Here is a 16,374-nt window from a genome sequence, read left to right as displayed (position 1 = left end):
GCTGGGTGCTTTCTGTTCGCTAGCGAACACGGCCTGATGAATGGGCGAACCTTCCACGCTACCGACTGCCCTACCCCAGCAAGCCAAACTCCTGGCTCAGGTAACACATGCGAGTTCACTCGCATCTCAAGAGGCCCGCTTTCTTCATAGGCTTTCATCTCGGTTGCTCAATGTGTGTTTCAAGCTGGCTTTGATCTCGCCCCAGATAGCAACGAAAAACGCCGTCAGAGGAACCGCCAGTACCAGGCCGATAATGCCATTCAAGGCCGTACCCCAAAAGAACAGGGAAATCACCACGAGTGCGGGATGCAAGCCCGACCGATTGGCCATGATCTTCGGTGTCAGTAGCCAGCTTTCCACCAGCTGTACCCCCGCGAACACCAGTCCGGCAAGGACCAGTAACTCAATGCCGCCTTCCGGCTGCAGATAGGCCATGGGCAGTACCACCACCAAACCGATCAGGCTGCCAAGGAAGGGAACGATATTCAGTAGTCCCAGGACCAACCCGAAGAGCACGCCAAAACTCAGACCGATCAGTGTAAAGCTCATGGCATACAAGGTACCCATGAACATGGCGATGATCAGTTGGCCCTGGAAGAAGGCAGTGACGTACCTGACAAACACATCGATGAAATACAGCGCTTTCTGCTGGGTATGTTTGTTGAATATGGATAACAGTTCAGTTACCTGACCTCGAAGCAATTCCCCCGAGAGCAGGGTGAAGAACAGAAACAGGGGCACGAAGCTCAGACTCGCCAACAGTCCCAGGTAGGACACGAGGGTCCCGCCCGGGTTCTTCACGCCTGGAACGACTGACCCTCCTCCCTCCTCACCACCGCCCTCAATGCGGCTGGCTATCATTGCGCTGAGTTCTGGGAAGTAATAGGAGAAATATTCCTGCCAGCTTGCCAGTGTGTCGGGCAAAACAGTCATCAACTGGACGATTTGACGGGCCACGATAGGGACAAGCAAGACAATAATCCCACCGATAGCCACGAAGAAGACCGCAAGGAGAAGCATGATAGCCAGCAAACGCGGCAGGTGAAGTCGCCTTTCGAGAAACTCAATCACAGGATAAAGCACCATCGCCAGTATACCGGCGATGGAGAGTGACAGCAGAAGATTGTAGAACGTATTCAGCACCCATCCGAAAGACCACACGACGACGCCGATCAGTATCATCAGCGTCACCAGGCAAAACATTACCGCTGTGTAGCGAAACAGGCGTAGCTGAACGTGGTTGAAAAATCCTTTTTCCGGACGTGACGACGCTGCTGTCTTATCATCAATCCCTGCCCCGCCAACGAGGGATTCCTGCGTATCATGGGGCATTGCGAATTCCTGTGTTAGTCGTTCACGGATTTACCGAACGGCAGCGTTACAATACCAACCACTGCAGAAACCACGTCCTGCCGATGGACGATCCGTGCATCTACACAAAGACGCCAAGGTCATTTTTTGCTTGTGGTTCATTTCTTTGTCTTCTTGGCTCCGCTATCCATATCTCCTGACTTGGCTTCAGCCTTGCCAACATGCTTTTCCATTTTCCCTTTGTATTCCTTGCTTTTATCGCCTGTCACCTTGCCTGCAACCTCTTTTGCCTTGCCTTTCGCTTCGTTCGCATGCCCTTTGGTCTGATGCTTGTCCATGAACTGATCTCCAGATGTCTTTACGGGTGAGGCCTGCCTCTTTCATGAACGCATGCTTCATGAATCGATGCGGTATGAGATCGTAAGGATAGTTGAAACACCAGACCTGATCAGTGCGGTGTCGTACATAGGATGGTCAGTTCAGTTCGCAACCGCACCGACAGATCACGCTGTTATGACCAAGATAGAATGGCATTCCCACTGTTCGGGAATGGCATTCTAGACCCAGGTGGGTCCGGAAGAATGCCGTCAATTACTGGAGAAACAATGATGAAGAAGCTAACCGCATTGATACTTTCTGCCGCTTTTGTCCCGGCATTGGCACTAAGCACGGCTGTAGTAGCGGAAAACCACGACGACATGCAGACAGAAACCGAGCATAGTCCCGGCGAACAGAATGGCGAAAAACAGCGGAACGGCGACTGGAATTCCGATAAACAGCATGCCAATGAGGCGCAGTTGAGCGGAGTACCCTCTGGTGCATTCTACGCCACCGACGTCATCGGTAATAATGTGATCCACCGCGGTTCAGATGAAGACGTTGGCGAGATCAATGATCTGATCATCGGCGAAGATGGCCGCATCGTCGGCGTCGTGGTGACAACGAGTGGTTTCCTGGGGCTCGGCGGACAGGATGCTGGGCTGAGTTGGGATCAGATAGAGCACACCATGGAAGATGATGAATCGGTGTTCTACACGGATATGGACGAAGAAATGCTGAAGAACTCACCCAAGTTCGAGCGCGATTGATCCAGCCAAAAACGACTGTTGTACAAGCAACGGGGGCGCATTGCGCCCCCGTTGTTTTTCCATCAGTCGTTTTTACATCAATCGTTTGTACAACCTGTAGACGTTCAGGCCCGAACGCTGCAGTCATCACCCGCGAATCGACACATACACTCAAGCCTCATCATCCTGAAGTCATCCTCCATGCCAGCCCTTCCATACCAGCCCTTCCATACCAGAAGGCACCTGCCAACTTCATGGCACATCCGCTTCGGTGATGATTCGACGGTAAAGACCTCGATCAAACGAATAGCAGCCGCAGGACGCTTCGATCAGTCCTTCACGGTCCAGCACCGTGATATCTCCGCGGTGATAGCGAATCAACCCGCGCGACTGAAGCGCCATGGCGGCCAGGGTGATGCCGGCGCGACGCACCCCCAGCATCATGGCCAGAAACTCATGGGTGAGGTGTAGTTGGTCAGAGTGCGCTCGATCCTGGGTCATCAGCAGCCAACGGGCCAGACGCGCCTCGACCTGATGAAAGTGGGTGCATGCCGCTACCCGGGTCAGTTGATGCATCAAGACATAGAGATAGCGATTCAGCAGCGCCTGGAGCGCGGAGCTCTGTTCCAGATGACGGCCAAACACAGCCACCGGCATACGTAGTGCCGTCCCCTCACCCTGTACCAGGGCAAGCAGAGGAGACTCATCGAGGCCCAGAATCAGCGGTATCCCCAACATGCCCTCGCTGCCGACCATCGCGACTTCCAACCGCTCAGTGTCACTCAAATTGGTAATCAAGGAAATGAAGCTGTCGAGAGGAAAATAGGCGTGCTGGATCTGATCGCCGGGTTCGCTGATCACCTTACCGAATGCCAGGTCGACGGTCTCGCAATCGGCAAGCACTGACACCCTGTCCCGATGCGGCAAGCTGTCGATCAGATGGTTAGTCAATGGGCTGTGAATCGGTGAATTCATGTGCACGCTCCTGGTAGGGAAACCGGCGATCGGCACATGGCAGGAAAACACTAGGCCCCGACGTCGACGTCAGCCAGTGAGTCGTCAGCGTTAGCCAACAAAGCATGACTCACAAGCTACCAAGACATTTTAACATGCACCCTATCCAACCGTCGGTACGCTAGGGTACAGGCGGGGCAGGTTTCGCTCATCAGCCGCACCGGCGACATGCACCTTTATCCGGGGCGGTGATAGCTCAGTAGTCGATCATATTCTTTCTTGACGACGCCATAGCATTCACAGACCCGCGCTTCCAGACCAGGTCTGTCAAGGATGCTGATATGTCCGCGATGATAGGAAATCAGGCCTGCTTTCTGGAGCTTGCCAGCCGACTCCGTGACCCCCTCCCGACGGACACCCAGCATGTTGGCGATCAGTTCCTGGGTCATGACCAGCTCGTCGGTCGGCAGCCGATCCAGACTCAACAGCAGCCAGCGACATAACTGCTGATCCAGGCTGTGATGGCGGTTGCATACCGCCGTCTGAGCCATCTGGGTGATCAAGGCCTGGGTGTAACGCAATAGTAAATGTTGAAGCGTTGATGCATGATCGAACTCATCCTTCAACAGTTCTCCCTTGAGGCGATAGGCGCCGCCGGCACTCTGGACAATGGCACGGCTTGGCGTGGTTTCGCCGCCCATGAACAGCGAAATGCCGACAATCCCCTCGGCGCCCACGACGGCAATTTCCGTCGAATCACCATCCTCCATGACGCACAGTAGCGATACGATGGAATCTGTCGGGAAATAGACATGGCGCATTACCTTTCCCGACTCGGCCAACGACTCTCCCAGCTTCAGCTCGACTCGCTCGAGGCTCGGCATCAGTCGCTGGTACTCATCCCGGGGCAGGGCTCCCAGCAAGCGATTCTGACGAGGATCATGTTGCTGCGCCATGCTTGACTTTCTCCAATAAACAAGCCTGCCGATCGTTTATCACGGCAAAAAGGTTTGTCCGGTAATGATCAACGAAACCGACGCTCTAAGTATGTACGCTAACGCACAGAAGCGCACTCGTCACGCCACTACTCTCGCTATTTGTGGGGTAATGCCTCCTTGACTCGGGCCTGGTCAGGCAAACCGCGTCAACAGGTTCTTACACGGACGCAATGGGGAATCGATTCATGCTGGCGCCAACCCTTCTGATGCTAATGCTGCACAACTATGCGACTCCGGCACCCCACTGGTGCAAGCCGCGCTTGCCTTGCCTTTGGCAGTGCCAGCGATCATTGACGCCTACTCCTGGGCCGAGTGCATGAAAGACGACACCTTGCGGCAGGGCAACACGTGGACGCCGGTCACTGCCGCGGCCCCAAGTGCAGAGGATGTGTTGCGGCAAAGGCATGCACCGACAGTCAAAGGCTTCCCAGAACGAAACGCGAGCCCCACCGTGAGATGGAACGTCTCAAGCGCCCTGGAAGCCGAGAGAGCATGGGCTCGAGTGGCCCTGGATACCATTGGCGATGCCGTCCTGACCACCGACCTTCACGGCACGGTCACCTACATGAACCGAGTGGCGGAAACCCTGACAGACTGGTCGGCGACCGAGGCAATCGGTAAGCCCATTTCCCGAGTCCTTCACCTTGTCGATGATAAGACGCTCCAAACGACCATCACCCCTGGGCGGCGTGCGATGGAGGAAAATCAAGCGAAGGGCTTTGCCATGGGTTGTGTGCTGGTTCGCCAGGATGGCAGCAAGCTCAAGATCGAGGACTCAGCGGCGCCTATCCATGACTGGGAAGGGAGAGTCACCGGTGCCGTGATCGTGTTCCACGACGCCTCCCAGTCACAGGTGATACTGGAAAGGATGGCCTACCTGGCGCAGCATGATGCCCTCACGGGTCTACCCAATCGGGTACTACTCACCGAGCGGCTCACCCTCGCCATTGGCCTGGCCCGACGGCACCAGCACCTGGTGGCCCTGCTCTATCTTGACCTTGATGCGTTCAAGCCCATCAATGACACACTTGGCCATGCCCTGGGTGACAAGCTGCTTCAGGCGGTGGCGGGCCGTCTTCAGGACTGCATGCGCGACATCGACACCGTCTGCCGTCAGGGCGGCGACGAGTTCGTGATCCTGCTTGCCGAGATACGGCAGACTGAAGATGCCTGCAAGGTCGCGGAAAAACTGCGTGCCGTGCTGGGCAGGCCATACCATATCGAAGGTCATGAGCTGGTCATTACGCTGAGCATCGGCATCAGCCTCTATCCGGATGATGCCGATAATGCCGATACCCTCATGCGCAACGCCGACACAGCCATGTACCACACCAAGCGCAATGGTCGAAACGGACACCGCTGCTTCACGGCCAAGATGAATACCCTGGCCATTCAGCGAAAGCCGCATGAGCCCGACCTGCACCCCTCCCTCGCGGCGCCGCAATACTTTTTCGATTTCTAATAGCGGCCCCGGCCGCCCACGATTCTTTTCTGTCGTGCCTGGGCCGCTGATGACGCCAGACGCAATCGCCGAGCCGCCATGTACGCTAGCGCACAGATGCACGGCCAACCATGAGGTATCGTCGATATGAGTGGGGCAAGGGAGACGCCTGTACAGGGAGTTGCACTATGCGTCGCAAGGATTGCGGCGCCACCATGACACAAACAGCCCACGGCACCTGAACCAGAAGTAGCGCGATTCAGAAGCATCTGGAGCCGGAACGTGCGCCACCCAAAAGGAAAGCTTTATGAACAATATCGTGTATATCGTTGGCGCAGTGGTCATCGTGCTGGTGGTTCTGTCGGTGCTCGGCCTGCGCTGAGTCAAGCCGAGCACCACAGGCTAAAGGATTCTGCCGGGCGGAGCTGAAGCCCCGGGGAATGCCCCTAATAAAACGAAGCGCCCTCGTCCTGGACGAGGGCGCTTCGTTAGTAAGCTGGTGGGTCGTGTAGGATTCGAACCTACGACCAATTGGTTAAAAGCCAACTGCTCTACCAACTGAGCTAACGACCCGGTGCTTGCAAGCAAGCATGCAGGTTCGGATGGTGGGTCGTGTAGGATTCGAACCTACGACCAATTGGTTAAAAGCCAACTGCTCTACCAACTGAGCTAACGACCCTTCCGAACGGGGGCAGATAGTACTGACCATACCCCCGTGTGGCAAGGATTTTTTTGCCTTTTGTCGTAACACCCGGTGCATCCCGGCCCCGGATGGCAGGCATGGAACTAGCGACGTTCCTTGGGCTTGCGCATCGCCTGAACCGGCCGGCGCTTGTGCTTGTCGCGGCTCCAGCGGTTCTTCTCGTCCGGCGTCAACTCAGGCACCTTGCGCGCGGGCAGCCCCGCCGACTCCGCCAGATCGTCGACTTCATCCTGAGTCAGTTCCACCCACTCGCCGGCCTTGGCGCGCTTGTCGAGAAAGATATTGCCGTAACGCACCCGCTTCAGGCGGCTGACGGTCAACCCCTGGGATTCCCACAAGCGGCGCACCTCGCGATTGCGCCCCTCCATGATCACCACATGGAACCAGGTGTTGATGCCCTCGCCACCGAATTCCTGAACGTCGGTGAAGCGAGCCGGGCCGTCCTCCAGCATCACCCCTTCTACCATGGCGACAATCTGCTCTTTCTTGACCTCGCCCATCACCCGAACGGCGTATTCGCGCTCGACCTGCGTGGAGGGATGCATCAGCCGGTTGGCCAGCTCCCCGTCGGTGGTGAACAGCAGCAGGCCGCTGGTATTGATATCGAGACGCCCGATGGCGATCCAGCGCTCCCCCTTGAGGCGTGGCAATCGGTCGAACACGGTGCGTCGCCCTTCCGGGTCCTTGCGGGTGCACAGCTCGCCCTCGGGCTTGTTGTACATGATCACCCGCCGCGGCACTTCATCGGCACCGCGCAGAGTCACCGGGCGGCTATCGAAGAGCACCTTGTCGCGCATCTCGATGCGATCGCCCAGGGTCGCGACATTACCATTGACCTTGACCCGCCCATCGGCGATGGCCGTTTCCATCTCGCGGCGTGAGCCAAGCCCGGCCCGCGCCAGGACTTTCTGCAGTTTTTCGCTGGTGTTGCTCATCGGTCATCGTTCTCGCTGGATGTGGATTCCGCCCCCGGTGCAGCGTCATCATCGACGCGGCCCCGGGCGCGTTCGGACAGCCTGGCCTCAAGATCGGCAAAACTCAGCGCTGTCCGCTCTGACGCCGTCCCGGCGTGTTCATCGTCGGCCGTCCCGGCCGTCGTGTCGCCATGCGCGAAGGTCTCATCAGGCCCTTCGTGCACTGGCGTGTCGGTGGATGTCTCGGTGTCTGGCTGCCGAGCATCGTCCTCGTCTTGCGGTTCATCCGCCTGGGCCAGCAGGGCCTCCTGCGGCGGTGGCGGGCCTTCGTCGTCGAACGCTGGCTCGTCGAATGACTTGAGCTCATGCATGGGCGGCAGTTCATCGAGCGTTTTCAGGCCGAAATCATCGAGAAAGCTGCGCGTGGTGGCATACACCGCCGGCCGTCCCGGTACGTCGCGATGGCCCACCACCCGAATCCAGCCACGCTCGAGCAGGGTCCGCATGATCGAGCCACTGACCGTGACACCGCGTACCTCCTCGATGTCGCCACGCGTTACCGGCTGGCGATAGGCAATCAACGCCAGGGTCTCGAGAAGAGCACGCGAATAGCGTTGCGGGCGCTCGTCCCACAGCCGCGACACCCAGGCCGAGAGCCTCGGGCGGATACGCAGCTGGTAGCCCGACGCCGTCTCGAGCAGTTCCAGGGCACCGCGCTCATGGCGCACGCCCAACCGGCCAAGGGCTTCGCGAAGCGCTCGCCTGGGCGGCCGCTCGTGCTCACTGAACAACCCCTCGAGCCGATCCAGGCCAAGCGGCTCGCCGGCGGCCAACAGGGCCGCCTCGAGGATCTCGTCCAGCGCTTCGGGAAACTCCATGGCGGTCATCGGCTCGCCTCACCTCCCCCGTGATCATCCTCGAAGGCGCTTTCGCCCTCGTCGGCGAAGACGTCTTCCTCTTCATCCTCACACGCCACCCGCGCCCGCACATGAATCGGCGAGAGCGGGGCATTCTGCACGATCTCGATCATCGCCTCCTTGGCAAGCTCGAGAATCGCCATGAAGGTCACGATCACCCCGGCTCGCCCCTCCTCGAAGGTAAACAGCGATTCGAAGGACGTGAAGTGCTCATGGTTCAAGCGCGCCATGATCGACATCATGCGCTCGCGGGTCGACAGCACCTCGCGGCTGATCTGGTGCGTCTGGTTGAGCTCGGCACGTCGCAGGATACCGGCCAGGGCACCGAGCAGCTCGTCGAGCTGGACATCGGGGTGGATCACCCGGGATTCCAGCGGCGGCAACGCGGCCTTCGCCGGAAACCAGTCGCGCCCCAGCCGCGGCAGCTCGGCCAATGCCTCGGCGGCATTCTTCAAACGCTCGTACTCCTGCAACCGGCGGATCAACTCGGCCCGCGGGTCTTCCTCCTGGTCGTCGCTGCCCTCTTTCGGGGGGCGCGGCAACAGCGTACGCGACTTGATCTCGGCCAGCATGGCCGCCATCAGCAGGTACTCACCAGCCAGCTCGATCTCCAGCGCCTTCATCAACTCCACGTACTCGATGTACTGGCGAGTGATGGCGGCGACATCGATCGCCAGGATATCGAGATTCTGGCGACGAATCAGGTAAAGCAACAGGTCCAATGGCCCCTCAAAGGCCTCGAGGAACACTCTCAGCGCCTCGGGCGGAATGTACAAGTCTTCCGGAAGCTGGGTAATCGGCTCGTCGAAGAGTCGACCAAGCGCCTCGGCCTGCTGGGCCGCGGCGGCTGGCTGCTCGGGACTGACGGTGTCGGGGCTGACGTTGTCGGGGATAGCGCTCACGCGGCGTGCCTCTCCGGGGACGCTGGATCAACAGGGCAGTCTAGCAAGAGCGCAGCGCCGGAGACAGCGCTGACATTCTCCTTGCCGGCCTACTGCCGGCCTACTGGTAGCGCTCGGGGCTTTCCCGGCGACAGGCCTGCAGGGAGGCGCTATGAATCCCTCCCTGGACGCTACCTCGGCCTTCCCTGGTCCTCGGACCTCCCTTCCGGCCCGTCCCCGGCGCCCCGCACTCACGCTGCCAACGCCTTCCCCTATCATACTTCATAGGCCTTGCGGTAACGCCCGGCGTAATCGAACACCTTTTCGCGCACCTGCCAGTGGCGCCCGACCTTGCGCCCGATCACGAAGTCCGGGGCACGCAGGCGCTTCTGTTCATCGACCACCTCACCGGGGGCGGTCGGGCGAAACGCGCTACCGGGCGCACGCAAGTGGTCACGCAGAAAGACCGCCGCGAAGGCTCCCCGCTGAGCGGGAGTCTCCAGCGCGAACCATTCGATGAGCGACGCGCCATCTTCGTCGTGATAGGTCACCTTCAGGCGTGGAAGGCCCCGTGCATTGGTGGTGCTCTCCAGTTGCATGCCGGCGACGCGCAGCACCCGGGCATCGCGCAGGCGCAGCGCCTCCTTGAGCTTGTCGTCGGCATCCACCAGCAGCGCCTGGCAGCCATGACAGCGGCGCGCGGCAATGTCGTTCTCGGCACCGCAATCGCCACACACCTTGAAGCGGTAGCGAAAGTCGCACTGTTGCACAGCACCCCCTTCGCCGGGCAGGGCGGGCTCTCCCGTTGAGGTATCCACCAGACCCTGGCAGCGCCTGCCGAAGTGTTCGATGACCAGCTCACCGTCGCGGCGTCCCCAGAACAGGTTGGCGTGCCCGCATTCCGGGCACGCCACCTGCACCGGCTCGGTGTCCCCCGCCGGTTTCGGCGCACCGACCTCGGGGGCGAACAGGTCCCAGGGGTTACCGGCATAGTCGAGGATCAGGCAGTCGGTCTTGCCGGGCGAAAGGCGCAGCCCGCGCCCGACGATCTGCTGATACAGGCCCACCGACTCGGTGGGCCTGAGAATCGCGATCAGGTCCACATGCGGGGCGTCGAAGCCGGTGGTGAGTACCGCCACGTTGACCAGGTACTTGAGGTGGCGCGCCTTGAAAGCGCCGATCACGGCATCGCGCTCATGCCCGGGGGTAGCGCCGGTGATGAGCGCCGCTTGCCCCGCCGGCAGATAACCCATGATCTCCTCGGCATGCACCACACTGGCGGCGAAGACCATCACCCCCTGGCGCCCCTCGGCGTGCTCGATCACTTCAGCGATGATGCCTGGCGTGGCACGGTGCCCCGCCACCAAGCGGTTGAGCTCGGCCTCCTGAAACACGCCACTGGCAGAGGGGGTGAGCCGCGAAAAGTCATAGCGCGCTACCGCCGCATCCACCCGGCGAGGTGGCGCCAGGTAGCCCTGCTTGACCATCAGCCGCAGCGGTTGTTCGAACACGCAATCCCGAAAGAAGCACGCCTCATCACCACGCACCATGCCGTGATGGTGGCGGTGATAGACGAAGCCCTGACCAAGCCGGTAGGGAGTGGCCGTGAGGCCGAGGATCTTGAGGTGCGGATTCGTGGCGCGCAGCCGCTCGATGACCTGCCGATAGCTCGAGTCCTCGTCCAGCGATACCCGATGACACTCGTCGATCACCAGCAGCGTGAAGGGGCGCTGCGTGGCATCGGCCCCGCCGAATGCCGCGAGGTTTCTAACCACCGACTGCACCGAGCCGAACACCACCTGGCGGCCGGCTTCCTTGCGACCCAGGCCAGCACTGAAAATATCGGCATCAAGCCCGTAGTCCAGATACTTGGCATGGTTCTGTTCGACCAGTTCGCGAACATGAGCCAGCACCAGCACGCGTCCGCGAGCCAGCCTCGCCAGCTCGGCGATCACCAGCGATTTTCCGCTGCCGGTGGGCAATACCACCACAGCGGGCTCGCTGGATGCCCGGAAGTGGGTGACGACACGCGCCACCGCCTCTGCCTGGTAGGGGCGCAGGCTTACTCCGCCAGCGTGAGCATTCATCGGGCTCGCCTGCCGGGCAACCAGTGATGAGTGGCCAACTCGTTGATGATCAGTCGGTTGCTGGTCATCCTCAGGCTTGCCAGTCGCATGGGGGACATGAGCATCATTTAAAAAACACTGTTCTTTTTCCGAGAGTTACGCGCATCTCACCTGGCCAGACTATAGTCATTAGTCACCAACCTCTGACGCACACCATGGTACGTCCCGGGCGTTGGATCGTACGACAGCCCCGGCGATTCACGACCATCGGGATGGCCACCACCGTCATCACATCCGCCCGCAAGGCTTCGCTGGCCCTGGCTCGGCAGCACGTATTCACCTGCTACCCCGCCACCCTCGAATGCTTCTTCCTGCTCCACACCGGTTTCGCCTACAGGAGGACATTGCCGTGCCGACCACCACCCCCAGTCTCGCCAGGCTCGTACTGGTACTCGACAAGCTTCTCAGCCTCGCCGACACACACGAACGCGACGAACTGGCTCGCTACCGCCAGCTGGCCTTCAGTTTCCTGACCTACGACACCGCCGTGAGCCGCCTGATGGCATCGCTCGGCATCCAGTGCGAAATGCGCCTCGAAACCCTCGAGTGGGTCACCAAGGAATTCGGCCTGCCCCCTCGCGCCTCGCGCCCTTCGTCCCACACCCACCAGGCAAACCGTCAACGAACCGCACGCCTGGTCAACCAGCACTTCTTCATCAACGACCCGCGTATGGCGTGCGATGAGCTAAACCACGCCATCGACAAGGCCGCCTTCTCCCTGCACTTCTACGACAACCTGATGGAAGCCAGCGCCATGCCGGCCCTGACGCCAGTGCTGTCGGCCATCATCAAGCAGAAGCGTACCGAGCATGCGGTTCTCGTGGACTATCTCGACAACTTCGCGGAACGTCAGCGCGAAGCAAGCTCCGCCTGACCAGCAGCGGGACGCGACGCCATCGGACTGCGCCCCCGAACCTCAGCATTCACCACGACAAGGCGGCCTTTTGGCCGCCTTGTCGTGTTGGTAGCGGATGCCGATCAACCCAGCCACACCCGCGCATTGCGGAACAACCGCAGCCAGGCCCCATCACGCTGCCATTCGGCGGGACGCCAGGAGTTGGTCACCGCACGCACCACACGCTCGGGGTGCGGCATCATGATCGTTACCCGGCCATCCGGGGTCGTCAGGCCGGTAATGCCGGAGGGGGAGCCATTGGGATTGGCCGGGTAACGGGTGGTGACCTGGCCATGGTTGTCCACGTAGCGCAGGGCGATCTGGCCACTACCCTGCATGCTGCGAAGATGACCACTGTCGCGGAACTCGGCGCGCCCCTCGCCGTGGGCCACGGCGATCGGCAGCCGCGAACCTTGCATGCCCGAGAGCAGGATCGACGGGCTTTCCTCGACCTGTACCATGGCCACGCGCGCTTCGAACTGCTCGGATTCATTGCGCACGAAGCGCGGCCAGTCGGCGGTACCGGGGATCAGCTCACGCAACTGGGCGAGCATCTGGCAACCGTTGCACACGCCAAGCGAAAAGCTGTCTTCACGGGTGAAGAACGCCTCGAACTGCTCGCGAGCCCGCGTATTGAACAACACTGATTTTGCCCAACCCCCGCCGGCGCCCAGTACGTCGCCATAGGAGAAGCCACCGCAGGCCACCAGACCCTTGAAGGCATCCAGCGTTACCCGGCCTTCGAGGATATCGCTCATGTGTACGTCGACCGCCTCGAAACCGGCACGATCGAAGGCCCAGGCCATTTCCAGCTGGCCATTCACGCCCTGCTCACGCAGCACCGCCACCGCCGGGCGTGCCTGGTGGATGAAGGGGGCGGCGATATCCTCGTCGACATCGAAGGTCGGCGTCGCCGAAAGCCCCGGGTCGCGATCATCCAGCAGGTTGTCGAATTCGCTCTTGGCGCACTCGGGGTTGTCGCGCAGCGCCTGCAGTCGGTAGCTGGTCTCGGCCCAGGTGCGTTGGGCCAGTAGCCGGGTGGTTTCGAGCAGCGGCTCTTCGAACAGGGTGACACGCACCTGGTCGTCGTAGCGCGGGCGGGCGATGACCCCGCATGTCTCGATCCCGGCGGCGGCGAACTGCGCCAGCACCTCTTCGGTGTGCAGGCGATTGACCTGGATCACCGCCCCAAGCTCTTCGGCGAACAGCGCGTCCACCGCCTCGGCGGGCTCGTCCACCAGCCAGTCGAGCTTGATCTCGAGGCCCGCGTGGGCGGCAAACGCCATCTCCAGCAGCGTCACCAGCAGGCCGCCATCGCTGCGGTCGTGATAGGCCAAGAGCTTGCCTTCGGCATTCAGCCCCTGGATGACCGCGAAGAAAGCCTTGAGGTCCTCGGGGTCGTCGAGATCCGGGCACGCATTGCCGACCTGGCCATAGACCTGCGCCAGCGCCGAGCCCCCCAGGCGGTTATGGCCGGCTCCCAGGTCGATCAGAATCAGATCCGATTCATCCTGTTCGAGATTGATCTCGGGTGTCAGGGTGCGCATGGCATCACGCACCGGAGCGAAGCCGGTGATCACCAGCGACAGCGGCGAGGTGACGCTCTTGTCTTCTGTCTTGGTGCCATCGGCGTTGTTCGCCTGCCAGGAAGTGCGCATCGACATCGAATCCTTGCCCACCGGAATGGCCACACCCAGCGCCGGGCACAATTCCATGCCAACGGCATGAACGGCGTCGTACAACGCCTGGTTCTCGCCGGGATGGTCGGCGGCACTCATCCAGTTGGCGGAAAGCTTGATGTTCTCGAGCTTGTCGATGGACGCCGCCGCCAGGTTGGTGATGGCCTCGGCCACGGCGAGCCTGGCGCTGGCCGCCGGGTCGATCAGCGCCACCGGCGGGCGCTCACCCATGGCCATGGCTTCACCGGCATGGGTGTCGAAGCTCGCTGTCGTCACGGCCACATCGGCCACCGGCACCTGCCAGGGCCCTACCATCTGGTCACGGGCCACCTGACCGGTGATCGAGCGGTCACCGATGGTGATCAGAAAACTCTTGGAGGCGACGGTGGGCAGGCGCAGCACCCGCTCCATGGCCTCACGCAGATCGAGATTATCGAGCATCATCCCGGACAGCACGTTGTCCTGGCGCTCGAACTCACGCTGCATCCTGGGTGGCTTGCCGAACAGCACGCTCATCGGCAGGTCGACCGGCCTGGTGTTGATGGACTGAGCCTCGAAGTGGCCATCGCGCACTTCGAGATGATGGGCTTCGGTGGCTTCGCCGACCACCGCGTAGGGGCAGCGCTCGCGCCGACACAAAGCCTCGAAGGTGTCGAGATCCTCAGGCGCCACCGCCAGCACGTAGCGCTCCTGAGCCTCGTTGCACCAGATTTCCAGCGGGCTCATGCCGGGTTCGGCATTGGGCACCGCACGCAGGTCGAAGCGCCCGCCGCGCTCGCCATCCTTGACCAGTTCCGGCAGGGCGTTGGACAGGCCCCCAGCGCCGACATCATGGAAAAAGCGGATCGGGTTGGCCTCGCCCATCGCCCAACAACGGTCGATGACCTCCTGGGCGCGACGCTCGATCTCGGGGTTATCGCGCTGCACGGAAGCGAAGTCCAGATCGGCACTCGAGACACCTGACGCCATGCTCGAGGCCGCCCCGCCGCCCAGCCCGATCAACATCGCCGGCCCACCCATCACGATCAGCTTGCCGCCCACCGGAATCACGCCTTTCTGCACGTGGCCGTCGCGGATATTGCCATATCCGCCGGCGAGCATGATGGGCTTGTGGAAGCCACGCCGCTCGATGCCGTTGGCCCCGAGCGCATCCTGCTCATAGGTGCGGAAATAGCCGGCCAGGTTGGGCCGGCCGAATTCATTGTTGAACGCCGCCCCACCGATCGGCCCCTCGAGCATGATGGCCAGCGCCGACTGCATACGCTCGGGCTTGCCATAGTCGAAGGCCTCCCAGGGCTGCACGAACTCGGGAATGCGCAGGTTGGAGACGCTGAAGCCGGTCAGGCCAGCCTTGGGCTTGCCGCCGATACCCGTGGCTCCCTCATCGCGAATCTCGCCACCCGCACCGGTGGCCGCGCCGGGATGAGGGGCAATCGCCGTGGGGTGGTTATGTGTCTCCACCTTCATAAGGATCTGGATCGGTTCTTGAGACGTGCCGTACACCGCCTTCTCGTCCGCCTTGCCGGTCAACGGCGTGGGGAAGAAACGCCCGGCCTCGCTGCCCTCGATCACCGCCGCGTTGTCGCTGTAGGCGGAAAGAATGCCTCCGGGCGACGCCTGGTAGGTGTTCTTGATCATCTTGAACAGCGAATGCGTCTGCGCCTCGCCATCGATCACCCAGTCGGCATTGAAGATCTTGTGGCGGCAGTGCTCGGAGTTGGCCTGGGCGAACATCATCAGCTCGACGTCCGTCGGGTTGCGCCCCAACCCCTGGAAGGCCTCGAGCAGGTAGTCGATCTCGTCGTCGGCCAGCGCCAGGCCCAGTTCGACATTGGCGGTGGCGAGCGCCTCGCGGCCACCCTCGAGGATATCGACGCTGCCGAGCGGTGCCGGTGCGTGGTGGGCGAACAGCCTGGCCGCGTCGGAGGCGTCGGCAAGTACCGTCTCGGTCATGCGATCATGCAGGCCGGCAATGATGCGCTTGAAGGCTTTCTCGGAGAGCATCCCCTTGAGCTTGACCCGATAGGCGATGCCCCGTTCGATACGACGAATGCCGGCCAGGCCGCAGTTATGGGCGATATCGGTGGCCTTGGAAGACCACGGCGACTGGGTGCCGATGCGCGGCACCACCAGGAACAGCTGGCCTTCCCGAGGCATGGCCGTCTGCGCACCGCTCGCCTCGTCTCTTGCGCCATAATCCAGCAACTGCTTCAGCACCGACAGGTCGTCGTCGGACAGCTCACCGTCATGGTCGATGAAATGCACGAAATGGGCATGCAGGGAGTCGATGTCGGCAACGGAGTCGCGCAGCTCGGCCAATAGCTTGTCATGACGGAAGGCGGATAGGGCGGGCGCGCCTCGCAGTTCGAGCATGTCTTGGAACCTCTGAAGCAGGAAAGTTCGGGGGCCGCGGCCAGCGGCAACGAGGGCACATGATACTGGAAAGCCTGGGGCGGAAGAAATCGAGGCGAGAAATCGCACGGATGAC

General features: G+C 61.2%; 13 protein-coding genes and 2 tRNA genes. 4 read left to right on the top strand and 11 right to left on the bottom strand.

The window, feature by feature from the left end; translation table 11 throughout:
* Positions 1-144: 144 nt before the first annotated feature.
* Both C6V82_RS00570 and C6V82_RS00565 read right to left on the bottom strand, forming a co-directional pair.
* Positions 145-1,332: an AI-2E family transporter gene (locus C6V82_RS00570; protein WP_102586838.1), complete on the bottom strand. Its 1,188-nt coding sequence runs from the start codon at positions 1,330-1,332 to the stop codon at positions 145-147.
* 137 nt (positions 1,333-1,469) lie between these two features.
* On the bottom strand, positions 1,470-1,649 hold the full coding sequence (locus C6V82_RS00565) for a CsbD family protein (RefSeq protein WP_102586839.1): 180 nt from the start codon (positions 1,647-1,649) through the stop codon (positions 1,470-1,472).
* A gap of 270 nt (positions 1,650-1,919) precedes the next feature.
* On the opposite strand from C6V82_RS00565, the gene C6V82_RS00560 reads away from it, so the two are divergent.
* Positions 1,920-2,399, top strand: coding sequence for a PRC-barrel domain-containing protein (locus tag C6V82_RS00560; RefSeq protein WP_180978212.1), 480 nt, complete (start codon positions 1,920-1,922; stop codon positions 2,397-2,399).
* Positions 2,400-2,630: 231 nt separating this feature from the next.
* On the opposite strand, the gene C6V82_RS00555 is transcribed toward C6V82_RS00560, so the two are convergent.
* The gene (locus C6V82_RS00555) at positions 2,631-3,353 is read right to left on the bottom strand and encodes a Crp/Fnr family transcriptional regulator (RefSeq protein ID WP_102586841.1); all 723 of its coding nucleotides are present in this window, start codon (positions 3,351-3,353) and stop codon (positions 2,631-2,633) included.
* Positions 3,354-3,568: 215 nt separating this feature from the next.
* Complete coding sequence (locus C6V82_RS00550; RefSeq protein WP_229843085.1) at positions 3,569-4,153, bottom strand: Crp/Fnr family transcriptional regulator; 585 nt, start codon at positions 4,151-4,153, stop codon at positions 3,569-3,571.
* Between C6V82_RS00550 and C6V82_RS18205 the strand changes: the two genes are divergently transcribed.
* A complete protein-coding gene (locus C6V82_RS18205; protein WP_229843087.1) occupies positions 4,145-4,294 on the top strand; it encodes an immunoglobulin domain-containing protein in 150 nt (49 codons plus the stop codon). The two genes, C6V82_RS00550 and C6V82_RS18205, sit on opposite strands and share 9 nt — an antisense overlap.
* Positions 4,295-4,781: 487 nt before the next feature.
* Entirely contained in the window at positions 4,782-5,792 is a 1,011-nt protein-coding gene (locus C6V82_RS00545; protein ID WP_180978213.1) for a diguanylate cyclase domain-containing protein, read from the top strand.
* A 476-nt stretch (positions 5,793-6,268) separates the two neighbouring features.
* Here the strand turns inward: C6V82_RS00545 and C6V82_RS00540 are convergent.
* From C6V82_RS00540 to radD, 6 genes are all read right to left on the bottom strand, one after another.
* A tRNA-Lys gene (locus C6V82_RS00540) sits at positions 6,269-6,344 on the bottom strand.
* A 30-nt stretch (positions 6,345-6,374) separates the two neighbouring features.
* Positions 6,375-6,450, bottom strand: a tRNA-Lys gene (locus C6V82_RS00535).
* A gap of 107 nt (positions 6,451-6,557) precedes the next feature.
* Positions 6,558-7,409 carry a 23S rRNA pseudouridine(2605) synthase RluB gene (gene rluB / locus C6V82_RS00530; protein WP_102586844.1) on the bottom strand — a complete coding sequence of 284 codons (852 nt, stop codon included), beginning with the start codon at positions 7,407-7,409 and terminating at the stop codon, positions 6,558-6,560.
* Entirely contained in the window at positions 7,406-8,275 is an 870-nt protein-coding gene (gene scpB / locus C6V82_RS00525; RefSeq protein ID WP_102586845.1) for an SMC-Scp complex subunit ScpB, read from the bottom strand. Before scpB ends, rluB begins: the two co-directional genes overlap by 4 nt.
* Positions 8,272-9,207 carry a segregation and condensation protein A gene (locus C6V82_RS00520; RefSeq protein ID WP_102586846.1) on the bottom strand — a complete coding sequence of 312 codons (936 nt, stop codon included), beginning with the start codon at positions 9,205-9,207 and terminating at the stop codon, positions 8,272-8,274. Before C6V82_RS00520 ends, scpB begins: the two co-directional genes overlap by 4 nt.
* A gap of 254 nt (positions 9,208-9,461) precedes the next feature.
* Positions 9,462-11,273 (bottom strand): DNA repair helicase RadD, encoded by a 1,812-nt coding sequence (gene radD / locus C6V82_RS00515; protein ID WP_102586847.1) that lies wholly within the window; start codon positions 11,271-11,273, stop codon positions 9,462-9,464.
* A gap of 388 nt (positions 11,274-11,661) precedes the next feature.
* On the opposite strand from radD, the gene C6V82_RS00510 reads away from it, so the two are divergent.
* A complete protein-coding gene (locus C6V82_RS00510; RefSeq protein ID WP_102586848.1) occupies positions 11,662-12,186 on the top strand; it encodes a hypothetical protein in 525 nt (174 codons plus the stop codon).
* A gap of 104 nt (positions 12,187-12,290) precedes the next feature.
* Here C6V82_RS00510 and purL read toward each other — a convergent pair whose 3' ends face one another.
* Entirely contained in the window at positions 12,291-16,259 is a 3,969-nt protein-coding gene (gene purL, locus C6V82_RS00505; RefSeq protein WP_102586849.1) for a phosphoribosylformylglycinamidine synthase, read from the bottom strand.
* Positions 16,260-16,374 lie beyond the last annotated feature (115 nt).

Origin of the sequence: Halomonas urumqiensis (genome assembly GCF_003028575.1) — a bacterium.
Taxonomy (GTDB): Bacteria; Pseudomonadota; Gammaproteobacteria; order Pseudomonadales; family Halomonadaceae; genus Halomonas; species Halomonas urumqiensis.
This window is presented reverse-complemented; position numbering and strand designations above follow the sequence as displayed.

What these genes read in the sequence shown, in the direction of transcription:
- purL (WP_102586849.1), bottom strand. Translation starts at nt 16,259, where the DNA reads ATGCTCGAACTGCGAGGCGCGCCCGCCCTATCCGCCTTCCGTCATGAC.
- radD (WP_102586847.1), bottom strand. Translation starts at nt 11,273, where the DNA reads ATGAATGCTCACGCTGGCGGAGTAAGCCTGCGCCCCTACCAGGCAGAG.
- C6V82_RS00560 (WP_180978212.1), top strand. Translation starts at nt 1,920, where the DNA reads ATGAAGAAGCTAACCGCATTGATACTTTCTGCCGCTTTTGTCCCGGCA.
- C6V82_RS00570 (WP_102586838.1), bottom strand. Translation starts at nt 1,332, where the DNA reads ATGCCCCATGATACGCAGGAATCCCTCGTTGGCGGGGCAGGGATTGAT.
- C6V82_RS00565 (WP_102586839.1), bottom strand. Translation starts at nt 1,649, where the DNA reads ATGGACAAGCATCAGACCAAAGGGCATGCGAACGAAGCGAAAGGCAAG.
- C6V82_RS00555 (WP_102586841.1), bottom strand. Translation starts at nt 3,353, where the DNA reads ATGAATTCACCGATTCACAGCCCATTGACTAACCATCTGATCGACAGC.
- C6V82_RS18205 (WP_229843087.1), top strand. Translation starts at nt 4,145, where the DNA reads ATGGCGCATTACCTTTCCCGACTCGGCCAACGACTCTCCCAGCTTCAG.
- C6V82_RS00550 (WP_229843085.1), bottom strand. Translation starts at nt 4,153, where the DNA reads ATGCGCCATGTCTATTTCCCGACAGATTCCATCGTATCGCTACTGTGC.
- scpB (WP_102586845.1), bottom strand. Translation starts at nt 8,275, where the DNA reads ATGACCGCCATGGAGTTTCCCGAAGCGCTGGACGAGATCCTCGAGGCG.
- rluB (WP_102586844.1), bottom strand. Translation starts at nt 7,409, where the DNA reads ATGAGCAACACCAGCGAAAAACTGCAGAAAGTCCTGGCGCGGGCCGGG.